Below are 18,449 nucleotides of genomic sequence, written 5' to 3'. Positions count from 1 at the left end.
CTCACACACCCCTTATCTCGCGGAGAATTTCTTCAACCGTTAAAGGAACTCCACCGATCTTGTTAACTCCCTTTAGAATTACGTCATCGTTCACATAGCGCTGCACTTCGAGGATTAGCTGCCCAAGGTTCATCTCTGGGACGATAATCGCTCTGACCTTCTTTGCAAGCTCTTTAACTTTTTTACCTGGGAACGGGTGTACGGTCTTTGGAATGAAGAGTCCAACTTTTATGCCCTCTTCTCTTGCCTTGAGAACAGCACCAAGAGAGGGACGAGCTGAAACTCCCCAGCTTACAACGAGGATTTCCATATCATCGGTGAAATACTCTTCCCACTTCTCTATCTCCTTTTCGTGCTTCTCAATCTTCTTGTGCAAGCGGTTTACAAGTTTTATGTGAACCTCTGGAGTGTAAACATCCCTCAAACCTGTCTCTTTGTGAGTTGAGCCTGTTACATGAGTGAAGTAACCGCGACCAAAGAGAGGCATTGGAGGAATTAGGGAGCCATCAACATCACCAAATGGATATTTGGCTTCTTCCTCATTTTTGGGGAGCTTTCTGTAAACTATCTCAACTTCCTCCGGATCTGGAATTCTTATCTGCTCTCTTGTATGTCCAATTATACCATCAGCAAGCAGAATAACCGGAATCCTAAGCTTTTCAGAGATGTTGAATGCCCTTATTGTTTCCCAGAACGAGTCTTCAACGCTTATTGGTGAAATAGCAACAATTGGATGGTCTCCATGGGTTCCCCATCTTGCTTGGAAAAAGTCTCCCTGGGCACCTTTTGTTGCTTGTCCAGTTGATGGTCCGCTTCTCTGGACGTCAACTACAACTATTGGAGTTTCAGTCATAATAGCATAGCCAAGATTTTCCTGCATCAGGCTGAATCCAGGGCCACTTGTAGCAGTCATCGATTTTAATCCGGTCCAAGAAGCACCAATGATAGCAGCAATACTCCCAATCTCATCCTCCATTTGGATGTAATACCCCTTAACTTTTGGCAATTCTTTTGCCATTGTCTCGGCAATTTCACTTGCTGGTGTTATTGGATAGCCCGCATAGAATCTACAGCCCGCAAAGATCGCCCCATACGCTATTGCCTCGTCACCTTGCATGAAATAGTTCCCCTTAGGGTAAAGCTTTCTTAAAAGTCTAATCTGCTCTGGTTCATCACCCTGAATAATCATAGCTACCACCTAACAGCTATGGCGAAATCTGGACACAAGAGTTCACAGAGCTTGCATTTAACGCATTTATCAGCGTGAACTGGAACAGGATAATGAACACCTTTTTCGCTCAGCTCTTTGCTCCATTCAAAGACTTTTCTTGGGCAAAGCTCAACACAGATCCCGCAGCCTTTGCAAAGAAAAGTATCGACGTCAATTTCCACCTGGTCAGTTTTTCCTATGGTGAGATAGCCCTCCGTCTTAATTTCGACATCTGCCATAATCATCACCTGCAAATTGCTCAAAGTTTTTACGTATGTAAAACATTTAAAGCTTTCGAAAACCAAAAGTGTGATATCGCCCAAAGTAAAGATTACATATCTTTGTGCATTAAAAAGAGAGTTTCAAGAGTTTATTCAACAGTTTTGACAATGCAAATGAACACTTTTTTAGGAGATTTTGCCATAAATCATGTTTACAAATGTAAAAACATTGTGAAGTTTAATAAGTGAGTAACTGCCAGTCTAAGAGTCCCTCTTGAACTATATATTCCCACTCCGCTATGCATTCATGCTCGAGATCCTCAAGATATTTGAGTTCTTGGGTTGTTGAAAACTTCCTTATTGCATCGGCAATCATCTTATCACACTCCCCGCAATTATGGGGACCTCTTTTTGAGCCAGCTCCTACTGGATCGCTGAGGATTCTTTTTTCCGGAAATGCCATTTTTGCCCATTTTAATATTTTAACAACACTCCACAGCCAAGGGGGTCTGTATTCCCGTTTTTCCCAGAGTCTTTCATAAACTGTACCCTTTTGTATGTTTGTGATGTTTATAGAAAATGTATCAGTATAAGGGGCGGCTTTTTTTATGCTCTCTTTTACATCTTCAATTCCATCCCTCTCGCTTAGGAAAATTGGCTTTAGGAGGAGATATGTTTTAACCTTCGCACCAGCACTTCTTATTTCTTCACTGGCATTGACAAATTGTTCAAAAGTATTGCCCTTGTTTATACATACATCCGCTATATCATTGTTTGCGGTCTCAAGTCCAATTGCAACTTCAAAATGCCTGTCTTCGGCAATATCTGCAAGTTCCTTAACGGCATTGTATCTCACAAGCTCCGATCTTGATTCAATCACAATTTCCTTGATATTATCATACTCAGCCAAAAGTTTGAAAATCTTTTTTCTCGTCTCTGGTTTAAGCTCACCGTCGTCAAGAAATGAACCAGAAGTAAAAATTCTCACAGCAACTCTTTCTTTTCCTTCAATCTTCTTAAGTGCCCCTTTAACGTATTCAATTATCTCCTCTTGATCCCATGGGCTCTTAGGAGCAGATGCAGGATATGAGCACATGTAGCAGGCTTGCCCTATTCTGTAACGATAACACCCAACGGTTGGTAGGATTATGAACAATGCAACCCCTTTTCTTCCAGCAACGTTGTCCTCACTTGTCCAATAACTCATTTTCTCACCTACCAAGGCATCGAGGTTTGGGTTTTTAAAGTTGCTGTGATTATTTTCAACTTAAAAAAGAGAAAAGATTATATTTATAAATTTAGTAATTCATCCAGGGTGATTATCATGACACTGAGTCAAGCCAAGATGTATGGAGGAATTGGCGCGATTTTAGCATTAGTAGGCGGTGCAGTTCCAAGGCTGGGTAGTGCCCTAAGCATAGTCGGCATTGTGCTCATTCTCTTAGCTGTGAAAGAAATTTCGAATGAAACCGGCGATGAAGCAATTTTCAAGAACTACCTCATCTCGTTCATTCTCCAGATCGGTGCGTTTCTTGCGTTAATAATCGCCATCATAGCAGTTCTTGGAACATCGATAATAGCAATGGGCGGTCCAAGAGCATTTGAGCATGAAATGCAGAATTTTGGAGCAATAATGACAATCATAGGGAGCATTCTTGTGGGCTTTGTGATTTTCTGGATTATGTTTTCCTTAGGCTCATACTATTTAAAGAAAAGCTATGAGATGATAGCCGAACATACAGGAGTTGAGCTCTTTAAAACAACTGGACTGCTGTACTTCATAGGAGCTCTGACTGCAATAATACTCATTGGATTATTGATAATTTTTGTAGCGAGAATCCTTGAAATTGTGGCTTACTTCTCTCTTCCAGAAGAGTTGCCATCCAAGCAGAACTCGGTAATAGTCTGAACAGTTTTTATTTTTCTACCACAAATTTATAAGTTGATTTGACAAGATTAATCCATGCCAAAGATACTCATAACAAACGACGATGGTATTTACTCAAGAGGGATAAGAGCCTCAATTGAGGCACTCAGAGGACTTGGAGATGTTTATGTCGTTGCACCAATGTTCCAGAGGAGTGCAAGCGGAAGAGCAATGACCCTGCACAGACCTCTGAGGGCGAAACGTGTAACGATAAATGGAGTGAAAGCGGCTTATGCCTTAGATGGAATGCCCGTTGACTGTGTAATATTTGCACTGGCTCGATTTGGAAGTTTTGATTTAGCAATTAGCGGGATTAACTTGGGAGAAAACATGAGTACCGAAATCACAATTTCCGGAACTGCAAGTGCTGCAATTGAGGCAGCAACCCACGGAATTCCAAGCATTGCGATAAGTTTAGAAGTGAACAGAGAGAAGTACAAATTCGGTGCAGGGGAAGAGATAGACTTTACAATGGCAAAGTTATTTCTGAAAAAGATTGCTAGGGCAGTTCTTGAAAAAGGGCTTCCAAAGGGTGTTGATATGCTCAACGTCAACGTTCCCTATGATGCAAATGAAAACACTCCAATGGAGATTACACGCTTAGCAAGAAGAATGTATCAGCCATCAATTGAAGAACGGATCGATCCAAAGGGGACACCCTATTATTGGATTGTCGGGACACAGTGCCCAAAGGAAGTACTCGAACCAGGGACTGATATGTATGCAGTAAAAGTCGAGAGAAAAGTTAGCGTGACCCCAATAAACATAGATATGACAGCTGATGTGGATTTAAAATACCTGAGAGGGCACTTGGGACTTTGATAATGTCATTGAAGAGTAAACCCTTTAACTCGAGGGGTTTCTCTGTACTCAGGACACTACAGCTCCCAGCAAAAGTCGGGTAGTTGGAAATAATAATGGCTTAACTTTCTCTATTCTTCCCTATGGAAAGATTTATAACTCAACTTTTTAACTGAATGATGAACATGCTCATGAAGGTGGTGTAAATGGGAAGAAGGGAAGAGATGATTGCGAAAATTAAGGAGCTGATGACTCAGCCCGAGAGAATTAGGAATATGGGTATTGCTGCTCACATTGACCACGGTAAGACAACATTGAGTGATAACCTGCTGGCAGGGGCGGGTATGATTAGCGAGGAGCTTGCAGGAAAGCAGCTTGTTCTTGACTTCGACGAGCAGGAGCAGGCAAGGGGAATTACAATCAACGCAGCTAACGTTTCAATGGTTCACGAGTACGAGGGAAAGGAGTACCTGATTAACTTAATTGACACTCCCGGTCACGTTGACTTTGGTGGTGACGTTACAAGAGCAATGAGAGCAATTGACGGTGCAATTATCGTCGTTGACGCTGTCGAGGGGGTTATGCCACAGACTGAAACAGTTCTCAGACAAGCCTTGAGGGAATACGTTAAGCCCGTTCTCTTCATCAACAAAGTCGATAGACTCATCAGAGAGCTTAAGCTTACCCCACAGCAGATGCAGGAGAGATTCGTTAAGATAATCACAGACGTTAACAGGCTCATCAAGAGATATGCCCCAGAGGAGTTCAAGAAGCAGTGGCTGGTTAACGTTAACGATGGAAGCGTTGCATTCGGTTCAGCTTACTACAACTGGGCTCTCAGTGTTCCATTCATGAAAAAGACTGGAGTTTCATTTAAAGAAATAATTGACCTCACAAATGCTGGTGACCTGAAGACCCTCAGAAAGAAGGCTCCACTTCACGTTGTGGTTCTTGACATGGTCGTTAGGCATTTGCCAAACCCGTTAGAGGCCCAGAAGTACAGAATTCCCCACCTCTGGCGCGGTGATATCAACAGTGACGTCGGTCAGGCAATGCTCAAATGTGATCCAAAAGGTAAAATGGTCATGGTTGTTACAAAGATCATCATTGACAAGCACGCTGGTGAGGTTTCAACAGGCAGAGTCTGGAGCGGTACTGTTAAGACTGGTCAGGAGGTATACCTTATCTCTGCAAAGAGGAAAGCCAGAATCCAGCAGGTCGGTATCTACATGGGTCCAGAGAGGGTTAACATGGAGGCAGTTCCAGCAGGTAACATTGTCGCTGTAACTGGTTTGAGGGATGCAATGGCTGGTGAGACAGTCGCTCAAGAACCAATTGAACCGTTCGAAGCTTTGCACTACACAAGCGAGCCAGTCGTTACAGTTGCAATTGAGGCAAAGAACATTAAGGATTTGCCAAGACTTATCGAAGCCCTTAGACAGCTTGCTAAGGAAGATCCAACACTTCAAGTTAAGATTGACCAAGAAACTGGTCAGCACTTGCTCAGCGGTATGGGAGAATTACACTTAGAAGTCAAGCTCTACAAGCTTAAAGAAGACTGGGGCATTGATGTTGATGTTTCAGAACCAATTGTCGTCTACAGAGAGAGCATCACAAAGGTCAGCCCAATCGTTGAAGGCAAGTCACCAAACAAGCACAACAGGTTCTACGTTGTAGTTGAGCCAATGCCAGACAACATCTATCAGGCAATTAGAGATGGCGAAATTCCAGAGGGAAGACCAAAGGACAGAAAAGCTGTTGCAAAGAAGCTTGCTGAACTCGGAATGGACTACGATATCGCCAGAGGTATTGTTGATGTCTACAGAGGAAACCTATTCCTTGACAACACCAAGGGTATCCAGTATCTCAACGAGGTTATGGACTTACTCATTGATGGTTTCCACCAAGCAATGGATGAGGGACCACTTGCAAAAGAGCCTGTTATGAAGGTTATCGTTAGATTAGTTGATGCACAAATCCACGAGGACAACGTACACAGAGGTCCAGCCCAGATTTATCCAGCAATTAGAACAGCCATTCACTGTGCAATGATGAAAGCTGGTCCAGTCCTTTACGAGCCATACCAGAAAGTTATCATCAACGTTCCGTACGAGTACATGGGTCCAGTCAGCAGGGAAATTAGCCAGAGAAGAGGTCAGCTCCTTGATATGAGGCAGGAAGGTGAAGTCATGACCATCATTGCAAAGGCACCAGTTGCCGAGATGTTCGGATTCGCTGGAGCCATCAGAAGTGCAACAAGCGGTAGAGCCTTGTGGAGCACCGAACATGCAGGATTCGAGAGAGTTCCACAAGAACTCGCTGTCCAGATAATCAGACAGATCAGACAGAGAAAGGGACTCGATCCAAACCCACCAACAGAAAAGGACATCTGCCCACAGATTTGATTTCTTCTCTTCTTCTGACTTTTCTACAATTTAATTTTGGTGGTATTTCTGTAACAGTTAGGGATTATTTTCCATTAACTATGTCAGAAAAGGTTATATAAACGAAGGGCAAAGTATCTTTTAGATAAGGTGGATGAAGTGAAAAAGGTAGTAATTCTTGTTGTGCTCCTTTTGCTTGTTATAGTACTCTTGATTGGTGGGAAGAATCAGAAGATTGAAGATTCTGTAGATATCATGAATTCTGAGAATGTAGAAAACAATACCCAGGAGATGTTATATAAAGGCAATTTGTCTCTTTCTGTTAGTGTTTCTCCAAAAGTTTTGACATCAAACGAGATCTTCAACATAACCCTCAGATTGAAAAACGTTGGTGCTGCTCCGGTGAGGGGGATAGCTCCCATGAGATGGATTTCCCTCAGTATCGAGATTTATTTTGAGAATGGAACCAAAATTAAATACACAGGTCCAAGACCCTCGCTCTTACCTCCAACGGATGAAAACCTCAAGGTTCTTCAACCTGGTGAGGAAATTGTTGGTATCTACAGATTTTCTTGGGGCAGAAGACCTGAAGGTGGGAAAATAAAGGACTGGTATTTCCCGTGGGAGGGCAGATATAGGGTGGTAGTTACGTACAATCCAAATGTGAGATATTCAAGGATTACACTTCCCTACTGGAAGGAGAAAACACTGAAGGCTGAAGATTGGTTTGAAGTTAGGAGGTGAAAAGTTGAAGAAACTGAGGCTTGTTCTTTTAGGGGCAATTATATTACTTTTGTTCTCCTCCAGAGCACTTATCATCGAAGTTAAACCAGAAAGTGTTCCATCATTTGAAGATACTAAATATCCAATCCAAAATGTCATCTAAAAATTGAGATCAAAGAATGGACAGATGCACTCGGAAACCATGTAAACTTTACCCTCAGCAATAAAACTTACAAACTCAATGGAGCTGTTGGAGAGTACTTATGCTTGCCGGAGGGAGTTCTCTTAATAGCAAGTTATCCAGGAGACCCTTATGGTCCGGGTACTGAGCTACTATTTCTTGACTATTCCCTAAATAAACGCTGGGAAGCATATATAGCAAAAGCTGTCTGGTTTAATTCTTATCAAGACGGCAAAATCATTCTTTCGAATGGTTGTGTTTATTGGATTAACGTCATGGATGGAAGCTCCAAATTTTTCTGTCTCGATTATGGAGTGGTGACTGATGTTGGAGATTATGGTAACTTCACTTATGTAGCAACGAGCGAAGGTCATGTGTACCTGCTAGAAAGCTACAAACCCAAAAAGAGAGTTAGAGTTGCAAAGCCATGGAGAGAAGAGAACTTGAGGGCATTTGTCAAAATTGGGATTGGAGAAAAATACGTTGCGGTGATTTATTCATTTGTGAGACCTTCGGGGGATGAGAGAAGAGGTCTTTGTGTTTATACCAAGAACTTGATAAAGTTAGCATGTAAGCGACTAAGCTACACTCCAAAAGACGTCAATGTTATTGGCAATACAGTTTATATCAGAGAGTTCCACACAAAACGAGTTAGAGCATACACAGTGGATGCTCTTTGTTCTGAAAGTACCATTTTGCAAAAACTGCAATTAGTTAACTTTTTAAACCCTCTCCTGTATCTTCCTTTGGACTCATGAGGCTCTCTTGCAAAAAGCGGGTTTCCCGCTCAAGAGAGCCGAGGTTACAGAAAGCTTTAAAAACCTATTCCAGTCAATAAGGTTAGGCAGAAATTTGGAGGTGGATAAAAATGGCAAAGGAGAAGCCACACGTTAATATTGTGTTTATCGGACACGTCGACCACGGTAAGAGCACCATGATCGGAAGACTGCTCTTCGACACAGCCAACATTCCAGAGCAGATCATTAAGAAGTTTGAAGAGATGGGTGAAAAGGGTAAGTCATTCAAGTTCGCTTGGGTCATGGACAGGCTCAAGGAAGAGAGAGAAAGAGGTATTACAATTGACGTCGCTCACACCAAGTTTGAGACCCCACACAGATACATCACAATCATTGACGCTCCGGGACACAGAGACTTCGTTAAGAACATGATTACCGGTGCTTCACAGGCTGATGCCGCTGTTCTTGTTGTTGCAGCCACAGACGGTGTCATGCCACAGACCAAGGAGCACGCATTCCTTGCAAGAACACTCGGTATCAACCACATCATCGTTGCAATCAACAAGATGGATATGGTCAACTACGATGAGAAGAGATTCAAGGAAGTTGCCGCTCAGGTCGAGAAACTCCTCAAGATGCTCGGCTACAAGAACTTCCCAATCATCCCAACATCAGCATGGGAAGGTGACAACGTAGTTAAGAAGAGCGACAAGATGCCATGGTACAAGGGACCAACACTCATCGAGGCACTTGACCAGATCCCAGAGCCACCAAAGCCCGTTGATAAGCCACTCAGAATCCCAATCCAAGACGTTTATTCAATTAAGGGTGTCGGTACAGTTCCAGTCGGTAGAGTTGAGACAGGTAAGCTTAGAGTTGGTGACGTAGTTATCTTCGAGCCAGCCAGCACAATCTTCCACAAGCCAATCCAGGGTGAAGTCAAGAGCATCGAGATGCACCACGAACCACTCCAAGAGGCTCTTCCAGGTGACAACATCGGATTCAACGTCAGAGGTGTCAGCAAGAACGACATCAAGAGAGGTGACGTCGCTGGACACCCAGACAAAGCTCCAACAGTTGTCAGACCAAAGGACACATTCAAAGCTCAGATTATCGTCCTCAACCACCCAACAGCCATTACCGTTGGTTACACACCAGTTCTCCACGCACACACCACACAGGTTGCTGTTAGATTTGAACAGCTCCTTGCAAAGCTTGACCCAAGAACAGGTAACATCGTTGAGCAGAACCCACAGTTCATTAAGACCGGTGACTCAGCTATCGTTATCCTCAGACCAACCAAGCCAATGGTCATCGAGCCAGTTAAGGAGATTCCACAGCTCGGTAGATTCGCTATCAGAGACATGGGTCAAACAGTCGCTGCTGGTATGGTCATATCCATTCAGAAGGGCGAGTGAAGCCCTTTCTTTCTAAGTTCTTTCTTTTAACTGAAGCTTCTTAAGAGGTGGCAAAAATGCAAAAAGCAAGAATCAAGCTTGCAAGCACCAATATAAAGTCCCTTAATGAGGTAGCTGATCAAATCAAGCAAATTGCAGAGAGAACAGGAGTTAGGATGAGCGGTCCTATACCACTCCCAACAAAGAGAATCAGGATAACAACAAGGAAAAGCCCAGATGGTGAGGGAACAGCAACCTTTGATAGATTTGAGCTCAGAGTCCACAAGAGGCTCATTGACATTGAGGCTGATGAGAGGGCCATGAGGCAGATAATGAGGATTCGCGTTCCTGAAGACGTAACAATCGAAATCGAGCTTATCTCATGATTGCTCTTCTTATTTTTAGTGCCGGGGTAGCCTAGCCTGGGAAGGCGCGGGCCTGGAGAGTCCGTGGGCGTTAAGCCCTCCGGGGTTCAAATCCCCGCCCCGGCGCCATAACAAACTTTGTTCTCGCCTGCATAAATTATCAGGGCATACACAAACTCTTTAAGCATTTTTAATTAAGCTTTAGAGTGTATTGCGATTGTGCAGGAATAATCCAAATCCTTTGGTGAGCCATATGAATCAAGAAGCCAAGGGAACACTGTTTGCTTTCATCGCGCTAATCCTTGTAGGAATTGAACCAGTTGTTATTAAATCAAATCCAGTTAACCCTCTCAGCTTTGCGGCGTTTTCTGCATTGTTTGCCTCTTTAATATTGTGGGTAATGATTTTGCCCTCAGGCAAATGGAGAGAGCTAAAAGAAATCCCCGGGCATCTTCATAAAGCTTTTCTTGTGGGCCTTTTTGGAACAGCTTTGGCATACATTGCGTACTCATATGGTGCCAGAATGAGCACGGCAATAAATGCATCTCTGATAACAAGGAGTGAGGTATTGTATTCGTTTGTCCTTTCATACCTATTCCTAAGGGAAAGGATAACTAAGAAGCAGCTTGTCCTTTCGCTGATAATTCTTTTGGGGATAGTTCTTGTGATAACTCAGGGAAGATTTATAGAGCCTAAGAGAGGAGATGTATTGCTTTTGCTAACGCCATTATTCTGGCAAATCGGACACACAATTGCCAAACAGTTGAAGTACTCCCCATATTTAATAGCTACCCTCAGAAACACATTTGGGGGACTGATTCTTTTGGTTTTGGCTCTAAGTTTTGATTTGGAATTTACAAAACTTGCTGTAGCTGAGGGAGTGATAATTGCGCTAACTCAGGTTTTGTGGTACTCAGCAATAAGGCTCATCAACCTCTCAAAGGCTACTGCAATAATAACACCAGCACCAGCCGTTGCCATTGGACTATCAATACTTCTTGGGGAGAATTTTACGGTTTACCATGCAATAGGGTTCATGCTGATAATGATAGGAACCCTGGGAGTTTCAAAAATTAAGAGTGAACGGCGTTAGTCATCAGAGAACTCTAATGAGTCTCTCATGAGTTTTTCAATTGCCCTCTTTTTCTTCTTTTCAAAGTCATCCTTATCTAAAAACTCCCAGTAGTGTTTTGGTTCTGGGAACTTGCCCTCTTTTACCTCGCTTCTGTATTCTTCAAGAGCAAGCTGAATCATGCTTCTTAAATCGGCATATTTTTTAACAAATGGTGGAACATTTTCATAAATTCCTAAAAGATCATGCCAAACCAGAACTTGCCCATCAACATATGGTCCAGAGCCAATTCCAATCGTTGGTATCTTAACTTCTTCCGTTACAAGTTTTGCCACATCTGCAAGTACAAACTCCAGAACAACAGCAAATGCCCCCGCTTTTTCCAAAGCTTTTGCATCTCTAAGGATTTCCTCTATCTCCTCTTCAGTTTCGCCTATCAGGCGGTAGCCACCTAAACGGAGATAGCGCTGGGGTGTTAAACCAGTGTGTCCCATTACAGGGATTCCAGCTCTCACAAGCTTTTTAACAAGCTTCTTGTGATCATAACCGCCTTCAATTTTCACAGCATCGGCACCTGCTTGGATGAGTTTTGCCGCGTTTCTAAGCCCTTCCTCAATGCTCACTTCATAGCTCATAAAGGGCATATCTGCCAAAACTAAGGCCCTCTTAACGGCTTTGGCAACAGCCCTCGTGTGGTAAATCATCTGTTCCATAGAGACATTTAAGGTATTTGGCTCGCCATAAACTACCATGCCAAGGGAATCTCCAATAAAGATAATGTCAATTCCCGCTTTATCTGCTATCAGTGCTGAAGGATAATCATAAGCTGTCACCATGGAAATTTTTTCTTTTCCCTTCATTTCGATAATCTTCCTTGGAGTTATCTCCCTCATATTCTCACCCAAGCCTAATAAACCCCCAAGGAATATTAACCTATCGGAGGTGAGAGAATGAAAATGAGAAAGTGGGAGCATTATGAACATACCGCAGATATAGGAATTAGAGGATACGGAAGAACTCTCGAAGAAGCTTTTGAGAATGTTGCCATAGCACTGTTTGACGTGATGGTAGATGTGGAAAAAGTCGAACCAAAAGAAGTGAGAGAGATTGAAGTTAGCGGTGAGGATTTGTATGCTCTGCTCTACAACTTCCTTGAGGAGCTCTTAATTCTCCACGATACTGAAGGGCTTGTATTTTCAGACTTTGAAGTTAAGATTGAGAAAACCAAAGAAGGGTACAAGCTCAAAGCCAAAGCTTATGGGGAGCCCTTAGATTATGGAAAACATGAGCCCAAGGAGGAGGTTAAGGCAATAACATATCATGACATGAAGATTGAGCAGTTGGAAGATGGAACTTGGATTGTCCAATTGGTGCCGGATCTGTAAAGCAAAGCTCTTAAATCACATAGAGAGTTAATTTAATTGGAGGTGGGGGAATGGTTCCATTGAAAAGGATAGATCAGATAAGATGGGAGATACCCAAGTTTGACAAGAGAATGAGGGTTCCCGGGAGAGTCTATGCAGATGATGTTTTAATTCAAAAAATGCGTCAAGATAGAACACTTGAGCAAGCTGCGAATGTAGCTATGCTTCCTGGAATTTACAAGTATTCTATAGTCATGCCAGATGGTCATCAGGGATATGGTTTCCCAATTGGCGGTGTTGCGGCTTTTGACGCGAAAGAAGGAGTTATCAGCCCAGGTGGAGTTGGTTACGATGTGAATTGTATCCACGAGGAGACTGAAATTATCAGCGACCTTGGATTCAAAATTAAAGTGAAAGACCTCCCAGAGAACTTTAAGAAGATCCCTCTCAAGGTATACAATGTTCAGGAGGGACACAACGACAGTTCAAAAATAATGCTCGTGGCAGAAAGGGAGAGTGATGAGGAGATATACGAAATATATCTCTCAAGTGGAAGAGTTCTTAAAGCATCGGGAGATCATCCGGTCTTAACAGAAAATGGATACAAGCTTGCTGAGGAACTTAAACCAGGAAATTTGGTCGTAGTTTACCCATTTGAGGGGCCCGAATATAAAGAGCCAAAGAACATTAGTTTGCTAACCTATGAGGACTTCGAGGGTGAGGATAAGCAACTCATAAGGTACCTCGAAAACAGGAATCTACTACCCCTATCACTCAGAGATCCAAGAATAGGAGTACTTGCAAGAATCCTTGGTTACTTCTTGGGAGATGGGTCATTTGACATATACAAAGAGAAAAACGGAAGGAAGAGAATTGTAACAGTGTTCTACGGTGATAGAGAAGGACTGGAGTCGTTGAGAAAAGACTTAGCATTTTATTTCAACATCAGAGCCTCAAAGGTACACTCCAGGAGAAGAAGACAAAAAATCAAAACTGCATGGGGCAAATTTGATACAGAAGGAACAGAGTATTCAATAAAGGTCACCTCGAAGGCATTTGCTTTACTCCTGATCAAATTGGGTGCTCCCATTGGTAAGAAGACTGATGTGGAATTTGATGTTCCTATCTGGATCAAAAATGCACCCTTGTGGATTAAGAGAAACTTCCTGGCCGGACTTTTTGGGGCGGATGGCACTAAGCCAGCTCTCCTTACTCCCAAGCATAAATATACTCCAAATTCAATCTCACTAACTGTGGTCAAGTCCAAGGAACTTGAAGGTAACCTTAAGAGGTTCCTTGAGTCTATTAGGGAGATGCTATCTGAATTCGGAATTACATCCCACATCTGGAAAGTGAAAGAATATGATGGCAAGGTCATGTACCGTCTGACCATATACGCCAACACGTCGGAAATTTATAACTTCTTATCCCTTGTGGGCTATGAATATACTTCAAAGAAGCCCTATGCACTAATCTTTGCTGAATACCTACGTAGAAAACTCTTAGTCTCCAAGGAAATCAACGAGAGCAACTTAGTAAAAAGGAATCAGAAACTCACAGAGTTGCTACCAGATTTTGAAGCATTTGCCAGGAGATATGGCCTTGAAGGAGGATTCGTTTTAGACCCTGTAATTGAAGTCCGTAAAGTGAGAAGTGACTCAAAACTGTTATATGACATCGGGGTTTACCACAGGGCGCACAACTTCATAGCCAATGGAATAGTGGTACACAACTGTGGAGTGAGGTTAATCAGAACAAACCTTACCGAGAAGGATGTAAGACCAAAGATCAAGCAGCTCATTGATACGCTCTTTAAGAACGTTCCAAGCGGATTGGGTAGCAAAGGAAGGGTCAGGCTTCAGTGGACCCAGCTTGATGACGTTTTAGCAGAGGGTGCAAAGTGGGCAGTTGACAACGGCTATGGCTGGGATGAAGACTTGGAGAGACTGGAAGAAGGAGGGGGGATGGAAGGAGCAAACCCCTCTTACGTAAGTGATACAGCAAAGAGAAGAGGTGCACCACAGCTTGGCTCTCTTGGCAGCGGAAATCACTTCCTTGAGGTGCAAGTTGTGGACAAGGTATTCGATCCAGAAGTGGCTGAGGTTTACGGCATTTTCGAGGGGCAAGTGGTTGTGATGGTTCACACAGGATCAAGAGGTTTGGGTCATCAGGTTGCAAGCGACTATCTCAGAATTATGGAAAGAGCCAACAGAAAATACAGGGTCCCATGGCCAGACAGAGAACTTGTCAGCGTCCCGTTCCAAAGCGAGGAGGGACAGAGATACTTCAGTGCTATGAAAGCTGCTGCAAACTTCGCTTGGGCAAACAGACAGATGATCACCCACTGGGTAAGGGAGAGCTTTGAAGAAGTGTTCAGACAAAAAGCTGAAGATCTTGGGATGCACATTGTTTATGATGTTGCCCATAACATAGCCAAGCTTGAGGAGCACGAGGTAGACGGAAGAAAAGTTAAGGTTGTTGTTCACAGAAAAGGTGCTACAAGGGCATTCCCACCTGGGCATGAGGCGGTGCCAAGGATTTACAGAGACGTTGGGCAGCCGGTGCTTATTCCTGGTTCAATGGGAACCGCAAGCTATGTCTTAGCTGGAACCGAAGGGGCAATGAAAGAAGCATTTGGCTCGACATGCCATGGTGCTGGAAGGGTTCTCAGCAGAAAAGCCGCTACAAGGCAGTATAGAGGGGACAGGCTTAGAAATGAGCTCATGCAGAGAGGAATCTACATCAGGGCAGCGAGCCTAAGGGTTGTCGCTGAAGAGGCTCCGGGAGCTTATAAGAACGTTGACAACGTCGTCAATGTCGTTGCAAAGGCAGGAATTGCAAAGCTGGTTGCAAGGATGAGACCTATTGGAGTTGCCAAAGGCTGAACTCCCTCTGGAATCTTTTTAATTTTCAACAACGATTATCTTAAATCGCTTGTCATGAATCTTACGTAGGCAAATGCGAATGGCAACAGAAGTGCCACCAAGAGCATAGCTAAATTATTGAATCCAAATGAAAACGCTTCACTTAACGGAGCATAGGCATTGGTTATTCTATCTCCAGAGAAAATCAAAATTATGAGTTTTGCATAATGATAAGTTGGATTTATATAGTGCAGTCTTTGCTCCCAGAGCTCAACGTTTTCGCGCCACATCTCAAATGCAGGCGTTCCATAGGGAGGCATTTCACCAGCTAAGTGCCCAGCTATGAGAGTAACGATTATGCCATAGATAAGGGTTAAAAAGATTGCAGTGCCTACCGATACGAGCATTGAAGTTTCGAATTTTTTGAAAATCGTTGAAAATAGAATTGAAATGCTGAGAAACACAAGGGTGTATAAGAGGGTTATTATAAAAGCAATCAGTCCTCTAAAGAAGGATTCACCATCTAAAGGAATACCCATCATAAGAAGGAATGCAATAGTAAAAACGTATCCCATCAGTATTGTGATCGTCAAAACCAAGGTATTCCCAAAAAATTTGCCGTTTATGACTTCATCCCTATAAACGGGATGTCCAAGAAGGACTTTGATTGTTCCAGTTTCAACCTCCTTGTTTATTGCATCAGCACCCAATGCAGCACCCATTACTGCTCCAAAGATAGTGAAGAAGGTGAAATTTAGAAGCAACATAGCCGATAGAGGTGTCATGTATGTATCTCCCTCAGCACCGAAAGGTTCAAGGTTTGTTCTGCTAACTTGTGGCTTCGTTAGTTCAAGGAAATGACCCTTTATGGAGTATGCAATGAGAAAAACAAAAAGAAGATAAACAGCAAGTATTATCACAAAGCGCTTGCTCTTTACTGACGTATAGAACTCCTTCATTGCAATGTTTAGGACATTCATCTCCTACCGACCCTCCTCATCATCCATATTACTGCTCCAAATGTCAGTACCAGTATTAATATTCCAATGTAGGCTGACTTTGAGCTTTGGGTCACTCTAACTGTAATCTGGGTGCTTGCTTGTGCTTGGTCTCCTTTTCCGGTAACTGTTATCTGGTACGTGCCTGCTGGGGTGGTTTCAGGAACTTTTACAGTAATTGTAAGCCGAGTTCGTTCCGAACTAATACCTACAACCCTGATGTTGCCTTTCTCCATATAAGGCGATTTTAGCTCCGGAATAACCTGGGGAACAACTTTAACATCCCATCCTTGGGGGGCACTCACTTCAAATTTTATGTTCGTTATTGGTGCAGTTCCAGTATTCTCAAGAGAAACATATGCAATGCCCTCTTTTCCGGCTTTGACACTTATCATTGGCGTCTCTGGGTACATCTCAAATCTATATTCCCCGATTAATTTTACTAACACTGGAAGTTTTTTCTCAAATCCCGATGAGCTCTTAACAACAATTGTCAGATTGTATTCACCAGGCTGGGCATTAAATGGGGGAACGATCCTCAGCATGACATCTCTCGAGCTCTCAGCTTCTACCTTAATACTCCTTACTGGACTCTGGGCATAGTAAAATTCACCCGACCATTCTGATGGAAGTCCAAGGAGGGATAGGGCATATGTGTCGTCATTCTTTCCTAAGTTTTTTATTGTTAGGGTGTATGTTCCTATTGATCCAGTTGTTACTGTTATTGTATCCCCCTCACCTTCAACTGTGAAATAGTACGGCAGTCTTTTGAGAATTATCTCAATATTTTTCTCTTCTCCATTTTCAAGTGTAACCTCCTCCATAGCTTTTTCGTAACCTTCCTTCTCCACAAAAACTTTGTAGTTGCCAGCTTTAAGCTCAATCTCAGCTTTCCCATAGCTATCTGTAAAGACAGTGCTGTTACCAACATGAATTCTTGCTTTTCTGACTGGATTGCCCTCTTCATCTTTTACCGTTACCATAAGTTTTGCAGGTTCTCCCTTATGTGTCTTATATATGAAAATGTTGAAGGAGTAAGTTGCGTTGTTTATTGCAAATTTTATTTGATGGTTTCCAAGCTCAGCATTTCTTGGAATTTCAGCAACAAGCGAAATTGTTTCAGAAGTTGCTCTCTGAGACGTTGCACCGGGCAGAAGAAAAGATCTTATCCTGACTCCATTTAGTAGGAAGTAGACATCCCAATTTTCTGGCTTTTCGATCACTTGGAGATTTATCCTTTTATCTGAGCCATAATTGGTAAGTGTAATTGGAAACGCAACTTTTTCTCCAGCTTCACTTTCTATAGAAAGGATTGAAAGCTGTATCCTGATTTCTTCTCTTTGCTGGACATGTATCCTAATCTCACCAAGTTCTTTACCTATGGAGAATTTAATTGTGCCCGTGCCGCTTGCATCTTCTGGAATACTAACAGCTAAATTTAAGTATCTTGCCTCTCCGCTCTTTAGGGTTATCTCACTAACTTCGTAGCCTTTTTGTGCATCCATCAGTTTGACATCCCAATTCAATGGCTTAGAAATAATTTTCAACGGCAATGTTATGTCATCACTGGCTCTATTGATGATCTCAACTGGTATTTCAACAGAATCACCAGCCTTGACAGTTATTGCATCGAAAGTATAATGAATTTCATATTCCAATTGGGGTGTCTTTTCAACCCCAATATCTGCCACATATAACAGGAGCTTTCCGTCAATATATTCAAATGCCAGTTTATCATAAACATCGTAAGATCCGTTTCTAATAATGTACTCTGTCGAACCAACTTTAATAATAATGCTCTCGTTTGTCATGTTTAAAACCTCAAAGGTATAGCCGTCAACTGTGTAGCTCTGTCCTACTTTGGGAGTTATCTCTTGAGAAAGCTGAGGCTGATACTGAATTATTAGAAACAGTTGCTCTCCGTCAAAACTTCCTGGGATTATCTTAAGGTTTCCAACTTCAATAATATCTCCGAATCTGACCATTTGAAGTGCTTTAATCTCGTTCCCTTTGTAGATGATCATATATGGTAGATTGTCTTTGCTTAAGGTCAGCTTGATTTGATAATCCCCAACTTGGAGGCTTTCTCCAACTTTAATTTTTCCTTGGAACATCACAACCCAAGGCTGTGTGGTTATCATCGGTGCTGAGGACAACAGGAGAAGAGAGAGCATGAGCACACTTAATACAAGCTTCTTCATATTT

17 protein-coding genes and 1 tRNA gene are annotated in these 18,449 nt (G+C 42.7%); 12 read left to right on the top strand and 6 right to left on the bottom strand.

Annotated features, from left to right (window positions below; all coding sequences use genetic code 11):
- Position 1: 1 nt before the first annotated feature.
- From VFC49_RS01190 to VFC49_RS01180, 3 genes are all read right to left on the bottom strand, one after another.
- Entirely contained in the window at positions 2-1,189 is a 1,188-nt protein-coding gene (locus tag VFC49_RS01190) for a 2-oxoacid:acceptor oxidoreductase subunit alpha (RefSeq protein ID WP_324735831.1), read from the bottom strand.
- 2 nt (positions 1,190-1,191) lie between these two features.
- Entirely contained in the window at positions 1,192-1,449 is a 258-nt protein-coding gene (locus tag VFC49_RS01185) for a 2-oxoglutarate ferredoxin oxidoreductase subunit delta (RefSeq protein WP_013466885.1), read from the bottom strand.
- Positions 1,450-1,669: 220 nt separating this feature from the next.
- Positions 1,670-2,638 carry an archaeosine biosynthesis radical SAM protein RaSEA gene (locus tag VFC49_RS01180; protein WP_324735830.1) on the bottom strand — a complete coding sequence of 323 codons (969 nt, stop codon included), beginning with the start codon at positions 2,636-2,638 and terminating at the stop codon, positions 1,670-1,672.
- 117 nt (positions 2,639-2,755) lie between these two features.
- On the opposite strand from VFC49_RS01180, the gene VFC49_RS01175 reads away from it, so the two are divergent.
- The 10 genes from VFC49_RS01175 (at position 2,756) to VFC49_RS01130 (ending at position 11,039) form a co-directional block, all read left to right on the top strand.
- Positions 2,756-3,340, top strand: a complete 585-nt coding sequence (locus VFC49_RS01175; protein WP_324735829.1) for a DUF996 domain-containing protein — start codon at positions 2,756-2,758, stop codon at positions 3,338-3,340.
- Positions 3,341-3,394: 54 nt separating this feature from the next.
- Positions 3,395-4,180, top strand: coding sequence for a 5'/3'-nucleotidase SurE (gene surE / locus VFC49_RS01170; RefSeq protein WP_324735828.1), 786 nt, complete (start codon positions 3,395-3,397; stop codon positions 4,178-4,180).
- Between the two features lie 185 nt (positions 4,181-4,365).
- Positions 4,366-6,564, top strand: coding sequence for an elongation factor EF-2 (locus VFC49_RS01165; protein ID WP_324735827.1), 2,199 nt, complete (start codon positions 4,366-4,368; stop codon positions 6,562-6,564).
- A 138-nt stretch (positions 6,565-6,702) separates the two neighbouring features.
- On the top strand, positions 6,703-7,287 hold the full coding sequence (locus tag VFC49_RS01160) for a hypothetical protein (protein ID WP_324735826.1): 585 nt from the start codon (positions 6,703-6,705) through the stop codon (positions 7,285-7,287).
- A 4-nt stretch (positions 7,288-7,291) separates the two neighbouring features.
- Positions 7,292-7,429: a hypothetical protein gene (locus tag VFC49_RS01155; protein WP_324735825.1), complete on the top strand. Its 138-nt coding sequence runs from the start codon at positions 7,292-7,294 to the stop codon at positions 7,427-7,429.
- Between the two features lie 335 nt (positions 7,430-7,764).
- The gene (locus tag VFC49_RS01150; protein WP_324735824.1) at positions 7,765-8,205 is read left to right on the top strand and encodes a hypothetical protein; all 441 of its coding nucleotides are present in this window, start codon (positions 7,765-7,767) and stop codon (positions 8,203-8,205) included.
- 110 nt (positions 8,206-8,315) lie between these two features.
- Positions 8,316-9,602, top strand: coding sequence for a translation elongation factor EF-1 subunit alpha (gene tuf / locus VFC49_RS01145; RefSeq protein ID WP_324735823.1), 1,287 nt, complete (start codon positions 8,316-8,318; stop codon positions 9,600-9,602).
- A 56-nt stretch (positions 9,603-9,658) separates the two neighbouring features.
- Positions 9,659-9,967: a 30S ribosomal protein S10 gene (rpsJ, locus tag VFC49_RS01140; RefSeq protein WP_013466878.1), complete on the top strand. Its 309-nt coding sequence runs from the start codon at positions 9,659-9,661 to the stop codon at positions 9,965-9,967.
- 20 nt (positions 9,968-9,987) lie between these two features.
- Positions 9,988-10,075 (top strand) — tRNA-Ser (locus tag VFC49_RS01135).
- Positions 10,076-10,199: 124 nt separating this feature from the next.
- Positions 10,200-11,039, top strand: coding sequence for a DMT family transporter (locus VFC49_RS01130; protein ID WP_324735822.1), 840 nt, complete (start codon positions 10,200-10,202; stop codon positions 11,037-11,039).
- On the opposite strand, the gene panB is transcribed toward VFC49_RS01130, so the two are convergent.
- Positions 11,036-11,911: a 3-methyl-2-oxobutanoate hydroxymethyltransferase gene (panB, locus tag VFC49_RS01125; RefSeq protein ID WP_324735821.1), complete on the bottom strand. Its 876-nt coding sequence runs from the start codon at positions 11,909-11,911 to the stop codon at positions 11,036-11,038. The genes VFC49_RS01130 and panB overlap by 4 nt on opposite strands.
- Positions 11,912-11,974: 63 nt before the next feature.
- Between panB and VFC49_RS01120 the strand changes: the two genes are divergently transcribed.
- Both VFC49_RS01120 and VFC49_RS01115 read left to right on the top strand, forming a co-directional pair.
- The gene (locus VFC49_RS01120) at positions 11,975-12,403 is read left to right on the top strand and encodes an archease (RefSeq protein ID WP_324736564.1); all 429 of its coding nucleotides are present in this window, start codon (positions 11,975-11,977) and stop codon (positions 12,401-12,403) included.
- 50 nt (positions 12,404-12,453) lie between these two features.
- Complete coding sequence (locus VFC49_RS01115) at positions 12,454-15,267, top strand: RtcB family protein (RefSeq protein ID WP_324735820.1); 2,814 nt, start codon at positions 12,454-12,456, stop codon at positions 15,265-15,267.
- 35 nt (positions 15,268-15,302) lie between these two features.
- Here VFC49_RS01115 and VFC49_RS01110 read toward each other — a convergent pair whose 3' ends face one another.
- The gene (locus VFC49_RS01110) at positions 15,303-16,226 is read right to left on the bottom strand and encodes an ABC transporter permease (protein WP_324735819.1); all 924 of its coding nucleotides are present in this window, start codon (positions 16,224-16,226) and stop codon (positions 15,303-15,305) included.
- Entirely contained in the window at positions 16,223-18,445 is a 2,223-nt protein-coding gene (locus VFC49_RS01105) for an NEW3 domain-containing protein (RefSeq protein ID WP_324735818.1), read from the bottom strand. The genes VFC49_RS01110 and VFC49_RS01105 overlap by 4 nt, the downstream gene beginning before the upstream one ends.
- Positions 18,446-18,449: the final 4 nt, after the last annotated feature.

The organism is Thermococcus sp. SY098 (assembly GCF_035621495.1).
Classification (GTDB): Archaea; Methanobacteriota_B; Thermococci; order Thermococcales; family Thermococcaceae; genus Thermococcus_B.
Note: the sequence above shows the minus strand (reverse complement) of the source record. Positions and strands in the feature narration are given on the sequence as shown.

Excerpts from the sequence above, each read along its gene's own strand:
- VFC49_RS01120 (WP_324736564.1), top strand. The coding sequence starts at position 11,975 with ATGAGAAAGTGGGAGCATTATGAACATACCGCAGATATAGGAATTAGA.
- VFC49_RS01165 (WP_324735827.1), top strand. The coding sequence starts at position 4,366 with ATGGGAAGAAGGGAAGAGATGATTGCGAAAATTAAGGAGCTGATGACT.
- VFC49_RS01180 (WP_324735830.1), bottom strand. The coding sequence starts at position 2,638 with ATGAGTTATTGGACAAGTGAGGACAACGTTGCTGGAAGAAAAGGGGTT.
- VFC49_RS01110 (WP_324735819.1), bottom strand. The coding sequence starts at position 16,226 with ATGAATGTCCTAAACATTGCAATGAAGGAGTTCTATACGTCAGTAAAG.
- surE (WP_324735828.1), top strand. The coding sequence starts at position 3,395 with ATGCCAAAGATACTCATAACAAACGACGATGGTATTTACTCAAGAGGG.
- rpsJ (WP_013466878.1), top strand. The coding sequence starts at position 9,659 with ATGCAAAAAGCAAGAATCAAGCTTGCAAGCACCAATATAAAGTCCCTT.
- VFC49_RS01190 (WP_324735831.1), bottom strand. The coding sequence starts at position 1,189 with ATGATTATTCAGGGTGATGAACCAGAGCAGATTAGACTTTTAAGAAAG.
- tuf (WP_324735823.1), top strand. The coding sequence starts at position 8,316 with ATGGCAAAGGAGAAGCCACACGTTAATATTGTGTTTATCGGACACGTC.
- VFC49_RS01115 (WP_324735820.1), top strand. The coding sequence starts at position 12,454 with ATGGTTCCATTGAAAAGGATAGATCAGATAAGATGGGAGATACCCAAG.
- VFC49_RS01105 (WP_324735818.1), bottom strand. The coding sequence starts at position 18,445 with ATGAAGAAGCTTGTATTAAGTGTGCTCATGCTCTCTCTTCTCCTGTTG.
- VFC49_RS01130 (WP_324735822.1), top strand. The coding sequence starts at position 10,200 with ATGAATCAAGAAGCCAAGGGAACACTGTTTGCTTTCATCGCGCTAATC.
- VFC49_RS01185 (WP_013466885.1), bottom strand. The coding sequence starts at position 1,449 with ATGGCAGATGTCGAAATTAAGACGGAGGGCTATCTCACCATAGGAAAA.
- VFC49_RS01175 (WP_324735829.1), top strand. The coding sequence starts at position 2,756 with ATGACACTGAGTCAAGCCAAGATGTATGGAGGAATTGGCGCGATTTTA.
- panB (WP_324735821.1), bottom strand. The coding sequence starts at position 11,911 with ATGAGGGAGATAACTCCAAGGAAGATTATCGAAATGAAGGGAAAAGAA.